This window comes from Ensifer sp. Root1252, assembly GCF_001425885.1.
GTDB classification, from domain to species: Bacteria; Pseudomonadota; Alphaproteobacteria; order Rhizobiales; family Rhizobiaceae; genus Ensifer; species Ensifer canadensis.
In genome coordinates, this window is record NZ_LMDT01000005.1 from 48592 (window position 1) to 63826 (window position 15235).

Below are 15235 nucleotides of genomic sequence, written 5' to 3' on the forward strand. Positions count from 1 at the left end.
TCAGGCTCCTGCACCGACCTGTATGGTGCTGCCGTCGATAGAGATCGTTTGCGACCGGCCATCCCTGATGAGATTGATCTGGTCGGTGCTGGCATGTGCCGACTGGGCAATGCGCCCCAGGAAGCTGGCGACCCTTCGTATGTCGTGCTCATAGAACCTGGTGGGAACGTGCCCTGCGGCTGCCCTTAGGATGCAGTCGAATGTCATCAGGTCGAGCAGGAGATCATGGGGCGGGCCTTTCTGGTCAACGATGCGAAGGACCACGTGCCGGTCTATCCAGTCGACGCTTCGCTTCACATGGTGGTCAGCCTCGTCACTTCTTCCCCACTTCTCCGAGAGAGCGATCAGGTCGACATTGGCTGGCCTGATTCTCGCAGCCAGGATGGCGGTTCCAGACATCGATCGTCCGAATGCCGGATCGACAAGATGCAGGGTCGGAACCTTTTCCGAGAACTGAAGTCCCTGGATATGGTGCAGTCCAGCTATCACCTTCTGCTTCAGGCGCGTCCGTTCTGGCACATCCAGCTGACCATGAACGATGGCAAGAAAGTCCGCGCCATGCGGAAAGCCGAGATTCGTCATCTCCAGCGTGTCACCGCTGATGCCATCCATGAAGGCCCGGCGCCTCAGCGCCCTGACCACCCGAACGACGTTTGCGGCCTCGTCGGCCCGCTGGTTCTTGTTGCGTGGATCTCCGATGATCTCGTCGATACCATCGGCTGCATCGATCAGGTCATCTGCAGAGGAAGAAGGACCTTGGAACTGGAGATCCAGCTGACCGTGAGCAAAGATCTCCTGCTCGTTCACGATGCGCTCGTCGATCTCCCTGATGGCCCGCCTCCCGGGATCCAGTCTTGCAAGCTGCTGCATCAGCGGTAGGCTCTTCAACTGTTCCACGGAGAGCGTATCCGGCAGCTCGAAGGCAAGGTTGTAGTACGCGTAGGCCTGCTGCCAACCCTTCCGGCGACGCCGCCTCATCCTGTGGACGTCTTCACACTTCAACCCTCCGGTCAGAAGGTAGGCTATACCCATCAGCATGTCCCGGATGGTGATGACATATCCGATCCGCTCCAGCGTTGCGAAGAGCAGCCGAAGCTTCTGCTTTCTTGTTGCGGCGAGGCGTTCGTCCGCACGCTGCGACAGCAACTCCCGGTTCCGGTTGATCGGGCAGGCCGCCCGCGCGTCGCAATCCTGGCAGTTCTTCCAGCGGACACCTGAAGTCCACTCCCGGATTGCACGATCGCCGAGCGACTGCCCGTCATTGCCTGCTGCCGTGGACTGATGGTTCAGGTTGACGATGTGAATGCGGCCGTCCCGACTGGCGCGTCCATTGGTGAAGGAGCTTTCGAAACTGGCGAGGAGTTCGAGACAACGTGGGCCGGCACTGCCCGAGGACAGGACGGCTCGCAGCCGCCCTTCGTTCGCACAGATGATGGTAACAGCCTTGCTGCCCGCCGACTCTTCAACGAGACCGGCAGCGATTTCCGGAGCGTACTCCGAGAAGTCCTTGAAGATCCTGAGGGCGCGATCTGCGTCTCCCTGCATCCTGGGCTCTATGATCTGCCGGCCATCGCAAGACTGGTTGATGAGCCTCCTTGCCTCTTCCTCGTCGTATCCGAGGAACCGCTCGATTACCCTTCGACAGAGATGCGTCTTCCCGTGGCCAGCGTCGCCGGTCAGGACAACCATGTCAGCGCCCGACTCCACCGCCTGAATCACGTACTGAAACGCGACGGTATCGAGGTTGAGAGAGTCCCTTGCGAGCTGATACTCCTCATAGATCTGGTCATGGGCGGGATCGAACGGCAGGAACCGTGCCATTCTGTCGACGTGGGGGTTCGTGTTCTCCGGCAATCCGCTACTCCGACAAGCATTTCTTGGTTCGAAAGCGCCCCCGCCCGCCCTCCGTGGCAGGAGCACAACAAGCGGTTACACAACTCGGGCAAACACTCAAGCCCCCTAACTAAACCATTGAGGCAAAGGTTGGTGATCCCGCGACAGGCGGGTCATGCATGAGGTGATGATGGACCCGCCTGACCCAGACACTCATCGCTCCTTCATCAGGAAGAGCTGCCAACTGCGGTCGGTAAAACCTGCCGGTATTGTCGACGTCAGATGGCCGCACCACGCTGCAGGTTAATCAGCACTTCAACCTGACACCGCTTTGTGACGATGTCTTCTGCCTTGCGTCCTTTCGCCGCCATTTCAATATCATCATGAGGCTCATCGGCCATACTTCAATAACGATCACTTTTTACGAGACAAAACAGATGACCGACGCACAGGCTTATTCAAGTTTGTAATTTGTTCCTGTTTTGTGCGTCTAGGTTCGCATAATGTATCGACTGGAAGCTGCCCCGGTTGACGCTGGTCTGCATGCTAAACGTTACCGCTCCTGCGGGTCAGGAGACGCATACTTTCCCAAGCAGCGCCCCGGCCGCCTATGCGGTCGGGGCGTTTTTGCGCCTCATCGTCGGTTCAGGTGTGTATTCCGATGAAGTCGGTCATTGGTTCGGAAACGAAGCCGGGCACCTGTTCCTATTTGATTCCGGCGCCACCATTCCGATCTTTAGCCGACCAATTGATGCTTCCGTGGGTTTTCGAGAAACTCGATCGCCAGGCAAGCGCCAGCATTACGATGAGGCTATTGAACGGACGTCATCGGCACGGCAGAGGCGCATAACATGTTCTGGGAGTTTCCCGGCCGACATCGCGAAGCGATAATGGCCCTCCTGGATGAATAACCACCAGCGCATCTCTTCGAGGGTCTGAGCCAAGAGACATGAACGCTGGCGAACACCGCTGCCGCGCTCGTGTTTTGAGGCTTCCAAAAACCCTGGACACCGCAAGGCGCCGTTAGAACCCAGCACGTAGAAAGGTCGCGAGTTCGTCTACGAGTTCAGGAGACTTCTGACACACATATACGCCAAATTCGGCTGTCGGCGCAGGCGGCAGCCCGTACTTTGTTTGGAGGTTTTCGCAATCCGCGGGCAGGCCTTCCTGCAGAAGAAGTCCGATGCCGAGACCTGCCCGCAATGCTGAGATCAAAGCGGAGAAGGTCGAGGCTCTGCAGCCCGCGGTCCACTCTATTCCGTCTTCGGCCAAAAGGGCGAACATCCGATCCTGCCATGAGCAGGAGCCGTCGAAGATGATGATGGGTATGGGGGCGTTTTCGTCCACTTCCAGCATGCGACTCGCGCACCAGATGAGCTGGCGGGAGATAAAGCCAGTCGGAGTTGTTGTAAAGCGGGCGGGGTCGGCCACGACAATGTCGCTACGTCCATCCACCAGCGACCTTGCGAGGTCTGCCGAATGCGAGGAGTTCAAATCGATCTCCACCGAGGGGTGACGCCTCTTGAAGTCCGCGATAGCCGAAGGCAGCCTGGTGACGGCGAGATCTTCCACCATACCGAGCCGAACTCTGCCCGAAAGCTTTTTGCCGACGATTTGCCTGCGCATGTCCTCGCCAAGGGCAATCGTCTTCCTGGCGTAGGCAAGGAAAGTCTCCCCGGCGTCTGTCAGGGAGACACCTTTGTGGGAACGGACGAGCAGCTGCGTGTCAAGATCCATCTCAAGACGCTGCAATTGCATGCTCACGGCGGGCTGCGTTCGAGCGAGACGATCCGCGGCTTTGCTGACGGTCCCAGTTTCTGAAACCGCGATGAAGGCTTGCAACAGCCTCGTGTCGAAGTTCAGCTCCATATAAAATATCCTTATAGCTTTCTAAGAATTATAACACTACACAGCATGGCGGTCAGACGACAACCTCCCCTCACAGTAAAAATGGTGACGGAGACCTGTCGTGAGCTACAAGGAAAAACTCGAAAAGTGCGGCGTTAACTGGCCCAGGCTCAGCCGGCCAGATCTCCCCTTCGCGCCGACCAAGCGAATTGGCGACACGCTTTACGTTTCCGGCCAGATCCCGGAAGTGGCCGACGAAATCGCTTACATCGGCCAGGTCGGCAAGGAAATCGACGTCGAGACGGCGCTCCAGAGCGCGAAGATATGCGCTGCCAACATCGTTTACTGGGTCGAAAAAGCGCTCGACGGCGATCTCGACCGTGTCGTGCAAATGGCAAAGATGAATATCTTCATCAACGCCGTTCCCGGCTTCACCGCTTACTCTCAGGTCGGCAATGGCGCTTCGGAAATCATGAATGCCCTATTCGGCGAGCGTGGGGAGCATGCCCGGTGCGCGGTCGGCATGGGTGGCCTTCCGGCCAATGTTCCCGTCGAAATCGACGCGGTCTTCCACGTGCGCTGAAGGAGAGCGAGATGCCGCCTGTCATTCACTTCAATCACGCGGGCGCAAGCATCCTTGCTCCGGAAACAGTCGAATTGATAGTGGCGCATCTCCGCCGCGAAGCGGAACTGGGTCCCATGGAAGCTGGGGCGGCCGTCGCGGACCGCTTGGAGGCTGGATATGCGAGGGCGGCCCGTCTCCTGGGGTGCGCGGCCACGGACGTCGCGTTCGGGACCGGTCACGGTCAGCTTTACGGCGACATCCTCGCTTCGGTGCCGCTCAAGGCGGGCGACCGCGTCCTGGTAAGCCGCCAGGAGTGGATCGGCAACGTGCTTGCCCTGAAGCATGCGTGCCATGTTTCGGGCGCCTCAATGTCGGTGATGCCGTGGGATGAAACCACCGCGGTAGACGTCGAGGCGGTGGTGAGGTCTCTCGATGCCGACGTGAAGATAGTGGCGCTTACTTGGGTTGGTGCGAGTGGCGCTCTTATCAATCCCGCCGAGGCGCTCGGCAAGGCGTTACGCCAAGCGAAATCGGGAGCCTTCTACATGATCGACGCCAGCCAGGCGATCGGACAACTACCGGTCGATGTGTCGGAGATCGGGTGCGACGTCCTAGTCGCCTGCGGCCGGAAATTTCTGCGGGGGCCACGCGGAACGGCTCTCGCCTATATCTCGCCCAGGCTCGCGGTGTCGATGGTTCCGAGGCGCGTGGACGACCGCTCCGCCAAGCTCGACGTCGGGCGCGCGGCCATCCACCAGAGTGCTCAAGCTGTGGAAACCGCCGAGTTCGCCGTGGCATTGCGCCTGGGGTTGATCGACTCGCTCGAGCGAGCCCTGAGCCTGAATGCGTTCGACACCCGGGTGAAGCTCAACGCACTCGCCACGGAGCTCCGCAACAGGCTCACGGATGTGCCCGGCGTAAACATTCTCGACCTCGGCCGCGACAAGGCCGCGTTCGTGACTTTCGCCATCGAAGGCATTCCATGCCAGCGGGTGAAGGAGCTTCTCGCAGCCCGCGGGATCACGATCGGAAAGAACGGCGTCGGATACACGCCGTTCGACATGGACATCAGAGGCATCACGGAAATCCTGCGAGCCTCGGTCCATTTTGGCAACACTGACACAGACATCGAAAAGTTAGTCCAGGCCGTGCGCGAGATCGCCGCGGAAGCGGCCGAGGCCGCGTGACGGAAGAGGGAATTGGACAGATGAGCACAGCAAACGTGAAGAAGACCGCACTGGTACTGGGCGGCAGCAAAGGACTGGGTTTCGGCGTAGCTGAAGCCTTGGCTGACAAAGGGGTCGACGTGGCGCTTGTGGGCCGCGACGAAGCGACTCTACGCGCGGCCGAGGCAAAGCTCGAAGGAAAGCCCGGCGTGGCGATGTCCTTCTCTTGCGACCTGTTGGAGAAGAAGGGCGTGTCCGAACTCCTAGGCTGGGTCGATCGGCATATGGGGCACGTCGACATACTGCTTCTCAACGGAGGTGGCCCTCCGCCGTTTCCGGCTTCGAAGTTCGAGGAGGAGATCTGGCTTCAGCAGTTCGGTGCGATGTTCCTCAACCAGGTGAGGATTGCGTCACACTTTCTGCCGGGCATGAGGGCTCGGAAGTTCGGCCGCATCGTGGCGGTGTCTTCCACGAGCGTCAAGGAGCCTATCTCTGGGCTGACTGCTTCCAACGCGTTGCGTTCGGCTCTCGCTGGTTGGGCGAAGACGCTGTCGCTGGAAGTGGCCGCCGATGGGGTCACCGTGAACGTGGTCCTTCCAGGAAGGTTCGCCACGGAGCGCACCGTGTATTTCGACACTATGGACGCGGCTGACCGCGGTGTTGATCCGTCCGTGATCGCCGGGGAAAGCCAAGCCGAGATACCGATCGGCCGTTACGGGACACACGAGGAATTCGGGGCCGTCGTGGCGTTCCTCGCAAGCGACGAGGCTCGCTATGTCACGGGGGTGGCGATGCCCGTGGACGGCGGCCTTAGCAGATCGATGCTGTAGCTGGAAGGTGCGGGAAATGGAACTCGAAGATCTTAGGACGAAGTACTCCGGCGCTACTGGCGGCGCGATTCATGATCCGGCGTTGAAGGCGGTCGCGGACGGTCTTTTTACGGGCGATCGCAGAAGATGGCCCTTTGAGGGCGTTCGGACGTTCCTCGACGCGCCCTATGTTGAGGACGCCGCCAAAGCGCTTTTCTCCGGTCAGACGATATCGGGCATCGACGTAGCACTCGTCGGCGTCCCCATGGATCTCGGGGTCACGAACAGGGCCGGCTCGCGCCTGGGTCCCAAGGCGGTTAGGCAGGTCGAGCGCGTCGGACCTTATAATCGGGTGCTCAAGGCGGCCCCGTCAACCGTGCTGAAAGTTGCCGACATCGGCGACGTCCCGATGAGGAGCAGGTTCGACCTGGAAGGCTGCCACGCCGACATCGAGGTGTTTTTCGGTTCACTTGCCGCAAGCGACGTGGTGCCGCTTGCGGTGGGCGGTGACCATTCCATCAGCTACTCCATCCTCAAGGGCTTGGCTCGCAAGCATGGCCCGATGGGAATGTTGCACATAGATGCCCACTGCGACACCGCGGGCATCTACGAAGGTGCCAAGTTCCACCACGGCGGCCCCTTCCGGCTCGCAGTACTGGACGGCGTCCTGGATCCCAAGCGGACGATCCAGATCGGCATCCGTGGTGGCGGCGATTACCTTTGGGAGTTCTCCTACGACTCCGGAATGACCGTCATCCATGCCGAGGAGGTCCAGCAAATGGGCGTGGAGGCGGTGATTAAAGCGGCTATCAAGGTAATTTCGGGCGGCCCCACCTATGTCAGCTTCGACGTCGACAGCCTTGATCCCGCGTTCACGCCGGGCACCGGCACCCCGGAAGTAGGTGGCCTTGAGCCACGCGAGGTGCTCGCAATCCTCGCTCACGCAGATCCTCGCCAAGTGCGGCTGCAACGGCTTTGAGCATTTCTAGCAATTGAGCGCGGATCGCTGTCATTTGCTCATGAGCGCTGGCACCGGGAGGGGAAGAGCACGGCAACAGCGCTGGAGATGCTGGCGATATCTAGTCGGCCTGTGAGCGCGTCGCTGCAAGTCGTGGTTCATCGATTTCTGTCCCAAGCGCCCGACACTCGATGCCGTACCCTAAGTTTCCACGGCTCGCCTTGGGCACATAGCCCGAGGCGGGCAATTTCGCACAGGAGCGCCACTGTCCCCAAGCCCGAATGAGGGTAATCTCGCCAAAGAGTGTTGGCTGTATCGACAACGCATAATAGCGCGCCATGTTTCGACCTGGATCTATCCGTTGAAAGTAGAGGCTGGGGAACAGTGCTGGGTCATGGACACAGCATTGCGTGCCGGAGATTCTGCGTCCAATCAGAATTTTGAATCGGTTGGGGCGAACCGATTCACATTGCTGATGGAAGCCTGACTTCGTACGCTAAGCGGTTAGCGCCCGGGCGCATCCATCCAGACCTTGCTCAGCAAGCGTCGAAGTTCGGCACGTTCTTGCGCGTCTAGCCGTTCCAGCATCCGGTCCTCGTGCTCGTTCAGGCGATGCAGCCAATCGGCAGCTGCTTCCCTGCCGGCCTGTGTCGGAAATAACCGTTGGACGCGCTGGTCGGACGCCTCCGCCTCGCGGGTGAACAGCCCCTTCGCCTCAAGATCTGTGAGGAACTGTACGATGTTGGCGCGTTGCATGCCGAGGATGCGGCAAATCTCGGCCGAGGTCAGACCAGGCTTTTCGACCATGCACAACAGCACACTCAGGCTGATTGGGCGGGCATCCACCTGGGCCAGTGCTTCCACTGCTCCGTTAAGGTCAAAGACAGATGCGCGACGGAGGTGATAGCCGACCAAGTTGAGCAAGGCGCTCTTTTCATTGTCATTCATTTGCCGTCAGACACCTTTCTAAAAAAACCGCTATGCAAGATAGCAATCTTCGCGCTAGTTTCCGTTCGAGCGATATGCCCAACGATTTGGGCAGCATTTTTGGAGGACTGTCGTGAGCATTGTCAATCTTCGCATCGCGGGGGCGGAGCGGGCAGCGAGCCGCACGTTTCGCAGATATAACCCGGTGACGGGCGCACTTGCCAGCGAGGCTGCCGCCGCCAGCGTCGAAGACGCTCGTGCAGCCGCGCAAGCGGCGGCCGATGCATTCCCTGCATGGGCTGCCCTTGGTCCTAACGCCCGTCGCGCGGTACTGCTTAAGGCCGCCGACGCGATCTCAGCGAAGGGTGACGCCTTCGTCACCGCAATGGCTTCCGAGATAGGCGCAACCGAAGGCTGGGCGCGGTTCAACGTGATGCTCGCCGCATCGATGCTGCGCGAGGCTGCGGCCCTGACCACGCAGGTCTCGGGCGAGGTGATCCCTTCGGACAAACCGGGCTGCCTTTCGATGGGCATCCGCGAACCCGCGGGCGTATGTCTCGGCATCGCGCCCTGGAACGCGCCTGTTATCCTTGGGGTGCGCGCGCTTGCCACACCTCTCGCCTGCGGTAATGCCGTGGTGTTCAAGGCGTCCGAAATCTGCCCTCGCACGCACGCGTTAATCGTTGAGGCGCTGGAGGAAGGCGGCCTTCCGCCGGGACTTGTCAGCCTCGTGACCAACGCCCCCGAGGATGCGGCCGAGATCGTCGGAGCGCTGATCGACCACCCGGCGATCCGACGCATCAATTTCACTGGGTCAACCAAGGTGGGCCGGATCATTGCGGAACGCGCTGGGAGGCAGCTGAAGCCCTGCCTGCTGGAACTGGGGGGCAAGGCTCCGCTTCTGGTGCTGAAGGACGCCAATATCGACGAGGCGGTCAAGGCGGCAATCTTCGGAGCCTTCTTCAATCAAGGTCAGATCTGCATGTCCACCGAACGCATCATCGTCGTGGGCGAAGTTGCCGATGCTTTCGTGCAGAAATTCACCGCCCGCGCCGCGCAGCTGAAGGCGGGAGATCCGGCACAGGGCAAGGCCCCTCTGGGTGCGGTCGTGGACGCGCATACGGTGACGAAGGTCCAGTCGTTGATCGAGGACGCGCAATCGAAAGGAGCCATCGTGACCAGCGCCGGCACGGCTGAGGGCGTTCTAATGCCCGCGCAGGTCGTGGACCGCGTCACCTCGGAGATGCGGATCTATGCCGAGGAGAGCTTCGGTCCCGTAGTCGCCATACTGCGCGCAAAGGATGAAGAAGACGCCGTACGGCTTGCCAACGACAGCGAGTACGGGCTGTCGGCGGCAGTATTTACCCGCGACATCTCGCGCGGGATCGCGGTGGCGCGGCAGATACGGTCCGGCATTTGCCACGTCAACGGACCCACTGTGCATGACGAGGCCCAAATGCCCTTCGGTGGCACCGGTGCGTCGGGCTACGGTCGCTTCGGTGGCCGCGCCGGCATAGCAGAATTCACCGAGCTGCGCTGGATCACGATCGAGACTCAGCCCGGACATTTCCCCATTTGAAAGGACAAACACATGGCAAACGACATTGATACTGTGATTTGGGATATCGCGGACGGAATCGCCTGGCTGCGCTTCAACCGCCCCGACAAGCGCAACGCCATGTCGCCCACGCTGAACCGTGCGATGATGGAGGCGCTGGACGAGCTGGAATTCCGCGACGACGTCGGCGTGCTGGTGCTGACCGGCGAAGGTTCCGCCTGGACCGCGGGCATGGACCTGAAGGAATACTTCCGCGAGACTGAGGCCGATGGTCTTGCCGGCACCCGCAAAGCGCAGCGCGAAAGCTATGGGTGGTGGCGGCGGCTGCGCTGGTACCAAAAGCCGACCATCGCCATGGTCAACGGCTGGTGCTTCGGCGGCGGTTACGGACCGCTCTTCGCCTGCGACCTGGCCTTTGCGGCCGACGAGGCGAAGTTCGGCCTCTCCGAGATCAACTGGGGCATTTTGCCCGGCGGCGGGGCGACGAAAGTTGCGGTGGAGCTGCTGCCTTTCCGCAAGGCGATGTATCATTCAATGACCGGCGAGCCGATCGACGGGAAGACCGCTGCCGACTGGGGCCTTGTGAACGAGAGCCTGCCCTTGAAAGAGTTGAAGGCCCGCGTGATGGAGGTCGCAAGGGTGCTTCTGGAAAAGAATCCCGTCGCGCTGAAGGCCACCAAGGACGCTGTCCGTCGCGTCGGCCCGATGAGCTATGACGACGCCGAGGACTACCTCGTCCGTGCGCAAGAGGCCGCGAACTCCTACGATGCCGAGGGGCGGAAGGAGGGAATCCGTCAGTTCATCGACGAGAAAAGCTACAAGCCCGGCCTAGGCGCTTACGACACGTCACGCAAGGCAGGCTGACGATCTCAGGGAGGAGATGTGATGCTGGACTTTACGACCCCCGACCCGGTGGCGCTTCACGCGCGCCTCCGGCCCGATGCTCTTGCGTGTCTCGACCTCGCTACGGGCAAGAAATGGACCTACGCGGCGTTGGATGCTGACATTGAGCGCGCCGTAGCGGTACTGCGGGCCAAGGGAGTGACGGAAGGCGACCGCGTGGCTGTATTAGCTCGTAACTCGGGCTGGCAGGTAGTGATGCAGCAAGCGTTAATCCGCATGGGCGGTATTTTCGTTCCGCTGAACTGGAGGCTTTCCGAACCCGAGATCGATATCCTTTTGGCCGATTGCGCACCGAAGCATTTGTATCGTGACCTGACGGGCTTTGCTGAAGCTGTTGAACTGGCCGTGCCGGGTGACCGTTGCATGCCTCGTTCGCAGTCTGAGACCTGCACGATCCTCTATACTTCCGGCACCTCCGGCACCCCCAAGGGCGCGATGCTGAGCGCGAGCTGCCTCCTGGCCACCGCTGTCAATTTCGGCGTGCTAGGCGAAGTGGACAGCAACAGCGTCTTCCTTTGCGACACGCCGATTTTCCACGTCATCGGCTTGGTAACACAGATCTGGCCCGCGCTCCTGCGCGGCGGGACATGCTTGATCTCACCCGGGTTCGATCCTGAACTGACAAATACGCGGCTGGCCGATCCGGCGTTGCGTGTCACACATTACTTCTGTGTCCCTCAAATGGCCGAGGGGCTACGCCACGCGAGGAATTTTGCGCCGGATCGATGGGCGCTGAAAGCCCTGTTCACCGGCGGCGCGCCGAATCCGGCGGCGCATATCCACTGGTGGTTGGACCGTGGCGTACCAATGGTCGACGGCTACGGCATGACGGAATGCGGCACGATCCTGGGAATGCCTCTCTCGGCCCGGATCGTGCGCGAAAAGGCCGGCGCGGTCGGCCTGCCCGGCCCTCTTACTCGCGTACGGTTAGTTGACGAAGAGGGGCGGGAGGTGCCTCAGGGAACCGAGGGCGAGGTGCTGGTGCACGGCCCGAACGTGATTAGGGGTTACTGGAACCGGGAGGACAGCGCGCTCGGCGCGGATGGTTGGTTGCGAACGGGCGATGTCGGCCGCGCAGATACTGATGGCTACATCACTATCGTAGACCGGCGAAAGGACATGTTCATCTCAGGTGGCGAGAACGTCTATCCGGTTGAGGTCGAATCCGTGATGGCCGCCCATCCAGCCATACGCGAGGTCGCTGTTATCGGCGTGCCCGACTCGCGCTGGGGCGAGGTTGGCCGTGCCTTCGTGGTGCTCGTGCCTGGTCAGGCGATTTCGGAGAACGAGCTGGCCCAGCATTGCGAGGCCTCTCTCGCCCGCTATAAGATCCCGAAAACCTTCGTAACCGTCGATGCCTTGCCGCGCACCGCCTCTGGCAAGGTCATGAAGCACATCCTGCGCGACGAATTCCTCACAGCGTGAACGAACGCCGACTGCTGGCGACGCTCTGTGCCCTGCCCACTCTGTCCGGCAGGGTGCCGAGAGTTCTGCCGCCGATGTCGACCCGGCGCATATCCGACCATTCCGTGCATGCGGTCGAAATCGTGACCCCGTTCAACGAGCAATTAGTACATCTGGGCCTGCATTTGACGGGCTGGATAGCGACGTGGGCGAACGTTCTTCAGACCGTTCCCGATACCCTGGCACGGTGACCCACCGCTGCGCGACAACCGCAAGATTGCTATTTTATATCGCTATTTTACATAGCGTTTTTTCTTGACATAACACATGCCCTGACGACATCTTCCTCGAACGGAAGTCGCAGGAGGAGACGCGCCTTCCACTCACCATTTTGATTTTGGAGGATCGATGGGAATCGGAACATCAGGTGCCGGCAATAGCCGGGCCATACTCATATGCTTCGCCGCAGCCCTTGTCGAAGGTTTCGACATCCAGGTCGCCGGCATCGCGGCGCCGCGCCTCGGCCCGGCGCTCGGTCTGTCGCCAGCCCAGATGGGGATGTTTTTCTCGTCTGCAACGTTCGGGCTGATCTTCGGCGCATTGGCAGGCGGATGGCTTTCCGACAGGCATGGACGGCGGGCAGGACTTGCAATCTCGCTTGCCGTCTTTGGATTGTTTTCCATCGGAACGGCGTTAGCGGGGAATTACGAGACTCTGCTGGTGATGCGGTTCATGACGGGCGTAGGGCTGGGCGGGGCCCTCCCAAATCTCGTGGCCATCGCATCGGAGTCGGCACCAGCGGAGCGCCGTGGCCGCGCCGTCGCGCTCATGTATGCGGGCATTCCCTTGGGTGGCGCCGTGGTCAGCCTGATCTCCATCGCCGGGCTGGGCGATGGTTGGCGAGTGCTGTTTGTGATCGGCGGTCTCCTTCCCTTGATGATCGTGCCTCTGGTCATGAACCTGCCCGATCTGCGCATGGCACCCAAAGGGCGCGATGTGAGAGGGCTTGGAACAGTTCTTGGCAGCGGCAACCTCGTGCCGACGGTATTGCTCTGGGCTGGTTTCTTCTTTTCGCTACTGGTGCTTTATCTCCTGCTCAATTGGCTTCCGGCGCTTATGGTCTCGCGCGGCTTCGGGCGGGCGGAAGCGGGGATGGTCCAACTTGCCTTTAATCTGGCTGGGGCGGCTGGCAGCCTTCTAGGGGGCGTGGCGCTCGATGCTCGGAACCGATCCTTTTGGGTTGCCGGTTCCTTTGGCGGACTGGTTGTTGCGCTTGCGCTTTTGGCCGTGGCACCGGCGAATATCTTCGTGACGCTCGTGGTAGGGGCGATACTTGGCGCAGCGATCATCTCGGTGCAAGCAGTGCTCTACGGCATCGCACCGCAATGCTATCCGGCAGAGGTGCGCGGTCAGGGCGTCGGCCTTGCCGTCGCGGTGGGGCGCTTCGGATCGGTGGCAGGACCGCTGCTTGCAGGAGCACTCGTTGCCGCGGGTCAGAGCGCCTCCGAAGTGCTGACGGGCATCTTGCCCATTGCAGTTCTCGGCGGCATTGCGACCTGGCTTTTGACCCGCCGCAGGCGCGCGACGTCAACCTCGTGAAAAGGTGGGCGCCTGGCGCGCCCGCCTTTCCCACCTTGTTGTCATGCCTGCAACACTGGCAGCTATTCAGTTCGTTCCCCTGTCCTGTCGATTCATATGCCGTCAGGGGGCGCCGAAATGGCTGCACAGGTGACGACCATCCGCAATTTTGGAGAGCGGATTTATCAGCGCCGCGTTTCAGCTGGTCGAACGCAAATTCCATGGACGGTGCGATTGGCAAGCGTCTGCGATTTCGAAGGAACAGTCGAGCGGACATGTGTTCACGTTCGACGCAACAGACAAATGGGAGGAAAAATGAAGAAATTGATCAATCTGGGCGCCGCCGCCATGACGGTCGTCATGCTAAACATCACGACGGCCGGGGCACAACAGCGACTGCCTGACGAGATTGCGAAAGGTAAGCCTTCAGACGTTCCGATCGCGACGCAGATATTGCGCTGGCATATGAATGACGGCGACGTCAATGCGTTTGCTTTCCGCAATATGGACGAACTTTTCACCATTCGCACCGTGCCTCACTCCGGCGCCGCATGGGTCCTCCCGCGGGAGGATCATAAGTTAGATTTTTCATATGAATTCAACGGGAAGACTTTCAGCGCCGAGGAATTTCTGGAACGCAGTTATACAAACGCATTCCTGGTGATGAAAAACGGCAAGATCGTCACGGAAATCTATCGCAATAACAGCGATGCGAGTACCCGTTTCATGGGATGGTCCATGACGAAATCCATCACTGCCATGCTAGTCGGAGCCGCAGTTGCCGATGGATACATCGCGTCCATCGACGATCCCGTCGTAAAATACCTGCCAGAACTGAAAAAAGGCGGATATCGTGAGGTGACCCTTCGACAGATTTTGGAAATGCGCTCGGGCGTGGATTACGAGGAGCGCTACGACTTTGCAAATCCGGGCATTGCCGCGAACAATCATATCAACGCTCTGGTCAAAAACGTCGCGCGGTTTGCCGATGCTGGGCTCGACATTGGCACTGCCGCCAAACCGGGCGAGGTCTTCGCCTATAAAACCATCGACACTGCAATTCTCGGTTGGGTGATCGAACGTGTCACTGGCGGAACAGTTGCGGCCTATACGACCCAAAAGCTGTGGGAGCCTTTGGGCGCAGAGGCGGACGGCTTCTACATCATGGACGGAAAGCCTGGAGTTGGTAGAGAATTTAGCGGGGCCGGTTTCAACGCGACATTGCGCGACTGGGCTCGGTTCGGGCAAATGCTGGTGAACGAAGGGACTGTTGATGGGCGCCAGGTTGTCAACTCGGATTGGATAAAAACGGCGCGCACACCGGTAGGTTCCGAGGCGGGCCCCGAGGGCGGATACGGCTTTCAGTTCTGGACGCGCGAGGGATCGGAGGCCTACAAAGCTTTAGGTTTGCAGGGGCAGTACGTCTACGTAGACCCTGACACGCAGACTGTAATGGTCAAGCTCAGCTATTTCCCGCCGGCCGACGACACCCCCTATGCGGAGACGGAGGCCTTCTTTGGGGCGCTGACGAATTGGGTCCCAAAATAATCCGTCTATCCAATCGCCTCTTGGTACATCCCGTTTGGCGCGGCACTTTAGTCGCGCCAAAGGCGGCGTCATTTCCGGACTCATTACGCAATGGACCATGAGATCAACGTTGTCTTTTGCCCGCGGGCGCGTGATCTC

13 protein-coding genes and 1 pseudogene are annotated in these 15235 nt (G+C 60.3%); 9 read left to right on the top strand and 5 right to left on the bottom strand.

Annotation, left to right across the window (positions count from 1 at the left end):
* The 3 genes from ASD02_RS07300 to ASD02_RS07310 all read right to left on the bottom strand — a co-directional run bounded on the left by ASD02_RS07300 (position 1) and on the right by ASD02_RS07310 (position 3702).
* Positions 1-1854 (bottom strand): hypothetical protein, encoded by a 1854-nt coding sequence (locus tag ASD02_RS07300; RefSeq protein WP_156408373.1) that lies wholly within the window; start codon positions 1852-1854, stop codon positions 1-3.
* A gap of 257 nt (positions 1855-2111) precedes the next feature.
* Positions 2112-2234: a hypothetical protein gene (locus ASD02_RS40340; RefSeq protein ID WP_277996345.1), complete on the bottom strand. Its 123-nt coding sequence runs from the start codon at positions 2232-2234 to the stop codon at positions 2112-2114.
* Positions 2235-2856: 622 nt separating this feature from the next.
* Complete coding sequence (locus ASD02_RS07310) at positions 2857-3702, bottom strand: LysR family transcriptional regulator (RefSeq protein ID WP_057220424.1); 846 nt, start codon at positions 3700-3702, stop codon at positions 2857-2859.
* Positions 3703-3802: 100 nt separating this feature from the next.
* Between ASD02_RS07310 and ASD02_RS07315 the strand changes: the two genes are divergently transcribed.
* Genes ASD02_RS07315 through ASD02_RS07330 form a run of 4 tightly spaced genes read left to right on the top strand, consistent with a single transcriptional unit; the run spans position 3803 to position 7200 of the window.
* A complete protein-coding gene (locus ASD02_RS07315) occupies positions 3803-4264 on the top strand; it encodes a RidA family protein (protein WP_057210749.1) in 462 nt (153 codons plus the stop codon).
* 11 nt (positions 4265-4275) lie between these two features.
* A complete protein-coding gene (locus ASD02_RS07320) occupies positions 4276-5433 on the top strand; it encodes an aminotransferase class V-fold PLP-dependent enzyme (RefSeq protein WP_057220425.1) in 1158 nt (385 codons plus the stop codon).
* A gap of 20 nt (positions 5434-5453) precedes the next feature.
* A complete protein-coding gene (locus ASD02_RS07325; RefSeq protein ID WP_057210753.1) occupies positions 5454-6242 on the top strand; it encodes an SDR family oxidoreductase in 789 nt (262 codons plus the stop codon).
* 16 nt (positions 6243-6258) lie between these two features.
* Entirely contained in the window at positions 6259-7200 is a 942-nt protein-coding gene (locus ASD02_RS07330; RefSeq protein WP_057220426.1) for an arginase family protein, read from the top strand.
* 244 nt (positions 7201-7444) lie between these two features.
* Here ASD02_RS07330 and ASD02_RS40345 read toward each other — a convergent pair.
* A pseudogene (locus ASD02_RS40345) lies at positions 7445-7564 on the bottom strand (WGR domain-containing protein); the annotation flags it as partial.
* 119 nt (positions 7565-7683) lie between these two features.
* Positions 7684-8127 (bottom strand): MarR family transcriptional regulator, encoded by a 444-nt coding sequence (locus tag ASD02_RS07335; RefSeq protein ID WP_057210762.1) that lies wholly within the window; start codon positions 8125-8127, stop codon positions 7684-7686.
* 112 nt (positions 8128-8239) lie between these two features.
* Here ASD02_RS07335 and ASD02_RS07340 point away from each other — a divergent pair, with 112 nt between their 5' ends.
* From ASD02_RS07340 to ASD02_RS07360, 5 genes are all read left to right on the top strand, one after another.
* Positions 8240-9685 (top strand): aldehyde dehydrogenase, encoded by a 1446-nt coding sequence (locus ASD02_RS07340; RefSeq protein ID WP_156408374.1) that lies wholly within the window; start codon positions 8240-8242, stop codon positions 9683-9685.
* A gap of 12 nt (positions 9686-9697) precedes the next feature.
* Positions 9698-10528 carry a p-hydroxycinnamoyl CoA hydratase/lyase gene (locus ASD02_RS07345; protein ID WP_057220427.1) on the top strand — a complete coding sequence of 277 codons (831 nt, stop codon included), beginning with the start codon at positions 9698-9700 and terminating at the stop codon, positions 10526-10528.
* Between the two features lie 21 nt (positions 10529-10549).
* The gene (locus tag ASD02_RS07350; RefSeq protein WP_057220428.1) at positions 10550-11992 is read left to right on the top strand and encodes an AMP-binding protein; all 1443 of its coding nucleotides are present in this window, start codon (positions 10550-10552) and stop codon (positions 11990-11992) included.
* A gap of 387 nt (positions 11993-12379) precedes the next feature.
* Positions 12380-13570: a 3-(3-hydroxy-phenyl)propionate transporter MhpT gene (gene mhpT / locus ASD02_RS07355; RefSeq protein ID WP_057210768.1), complete on the top strand. Its 1191-nt coding sequence runs from the start codon at positions 12380-12382 to the stop codon at positions 13568-13570.
* A 117-nt stretch (positions 13571-13687) separates the two neighbouring features.
* Entirely contained in the window at positions 13688-15097 is a 1410-nt protein-coding gene (locus ASD02_RS07360) for a serine hydrolase (protein WP_200951666.1), read from the top strand.
* The last annotated feature ends 138 nt before the right edge of the window (positions 15098-15235 follow it).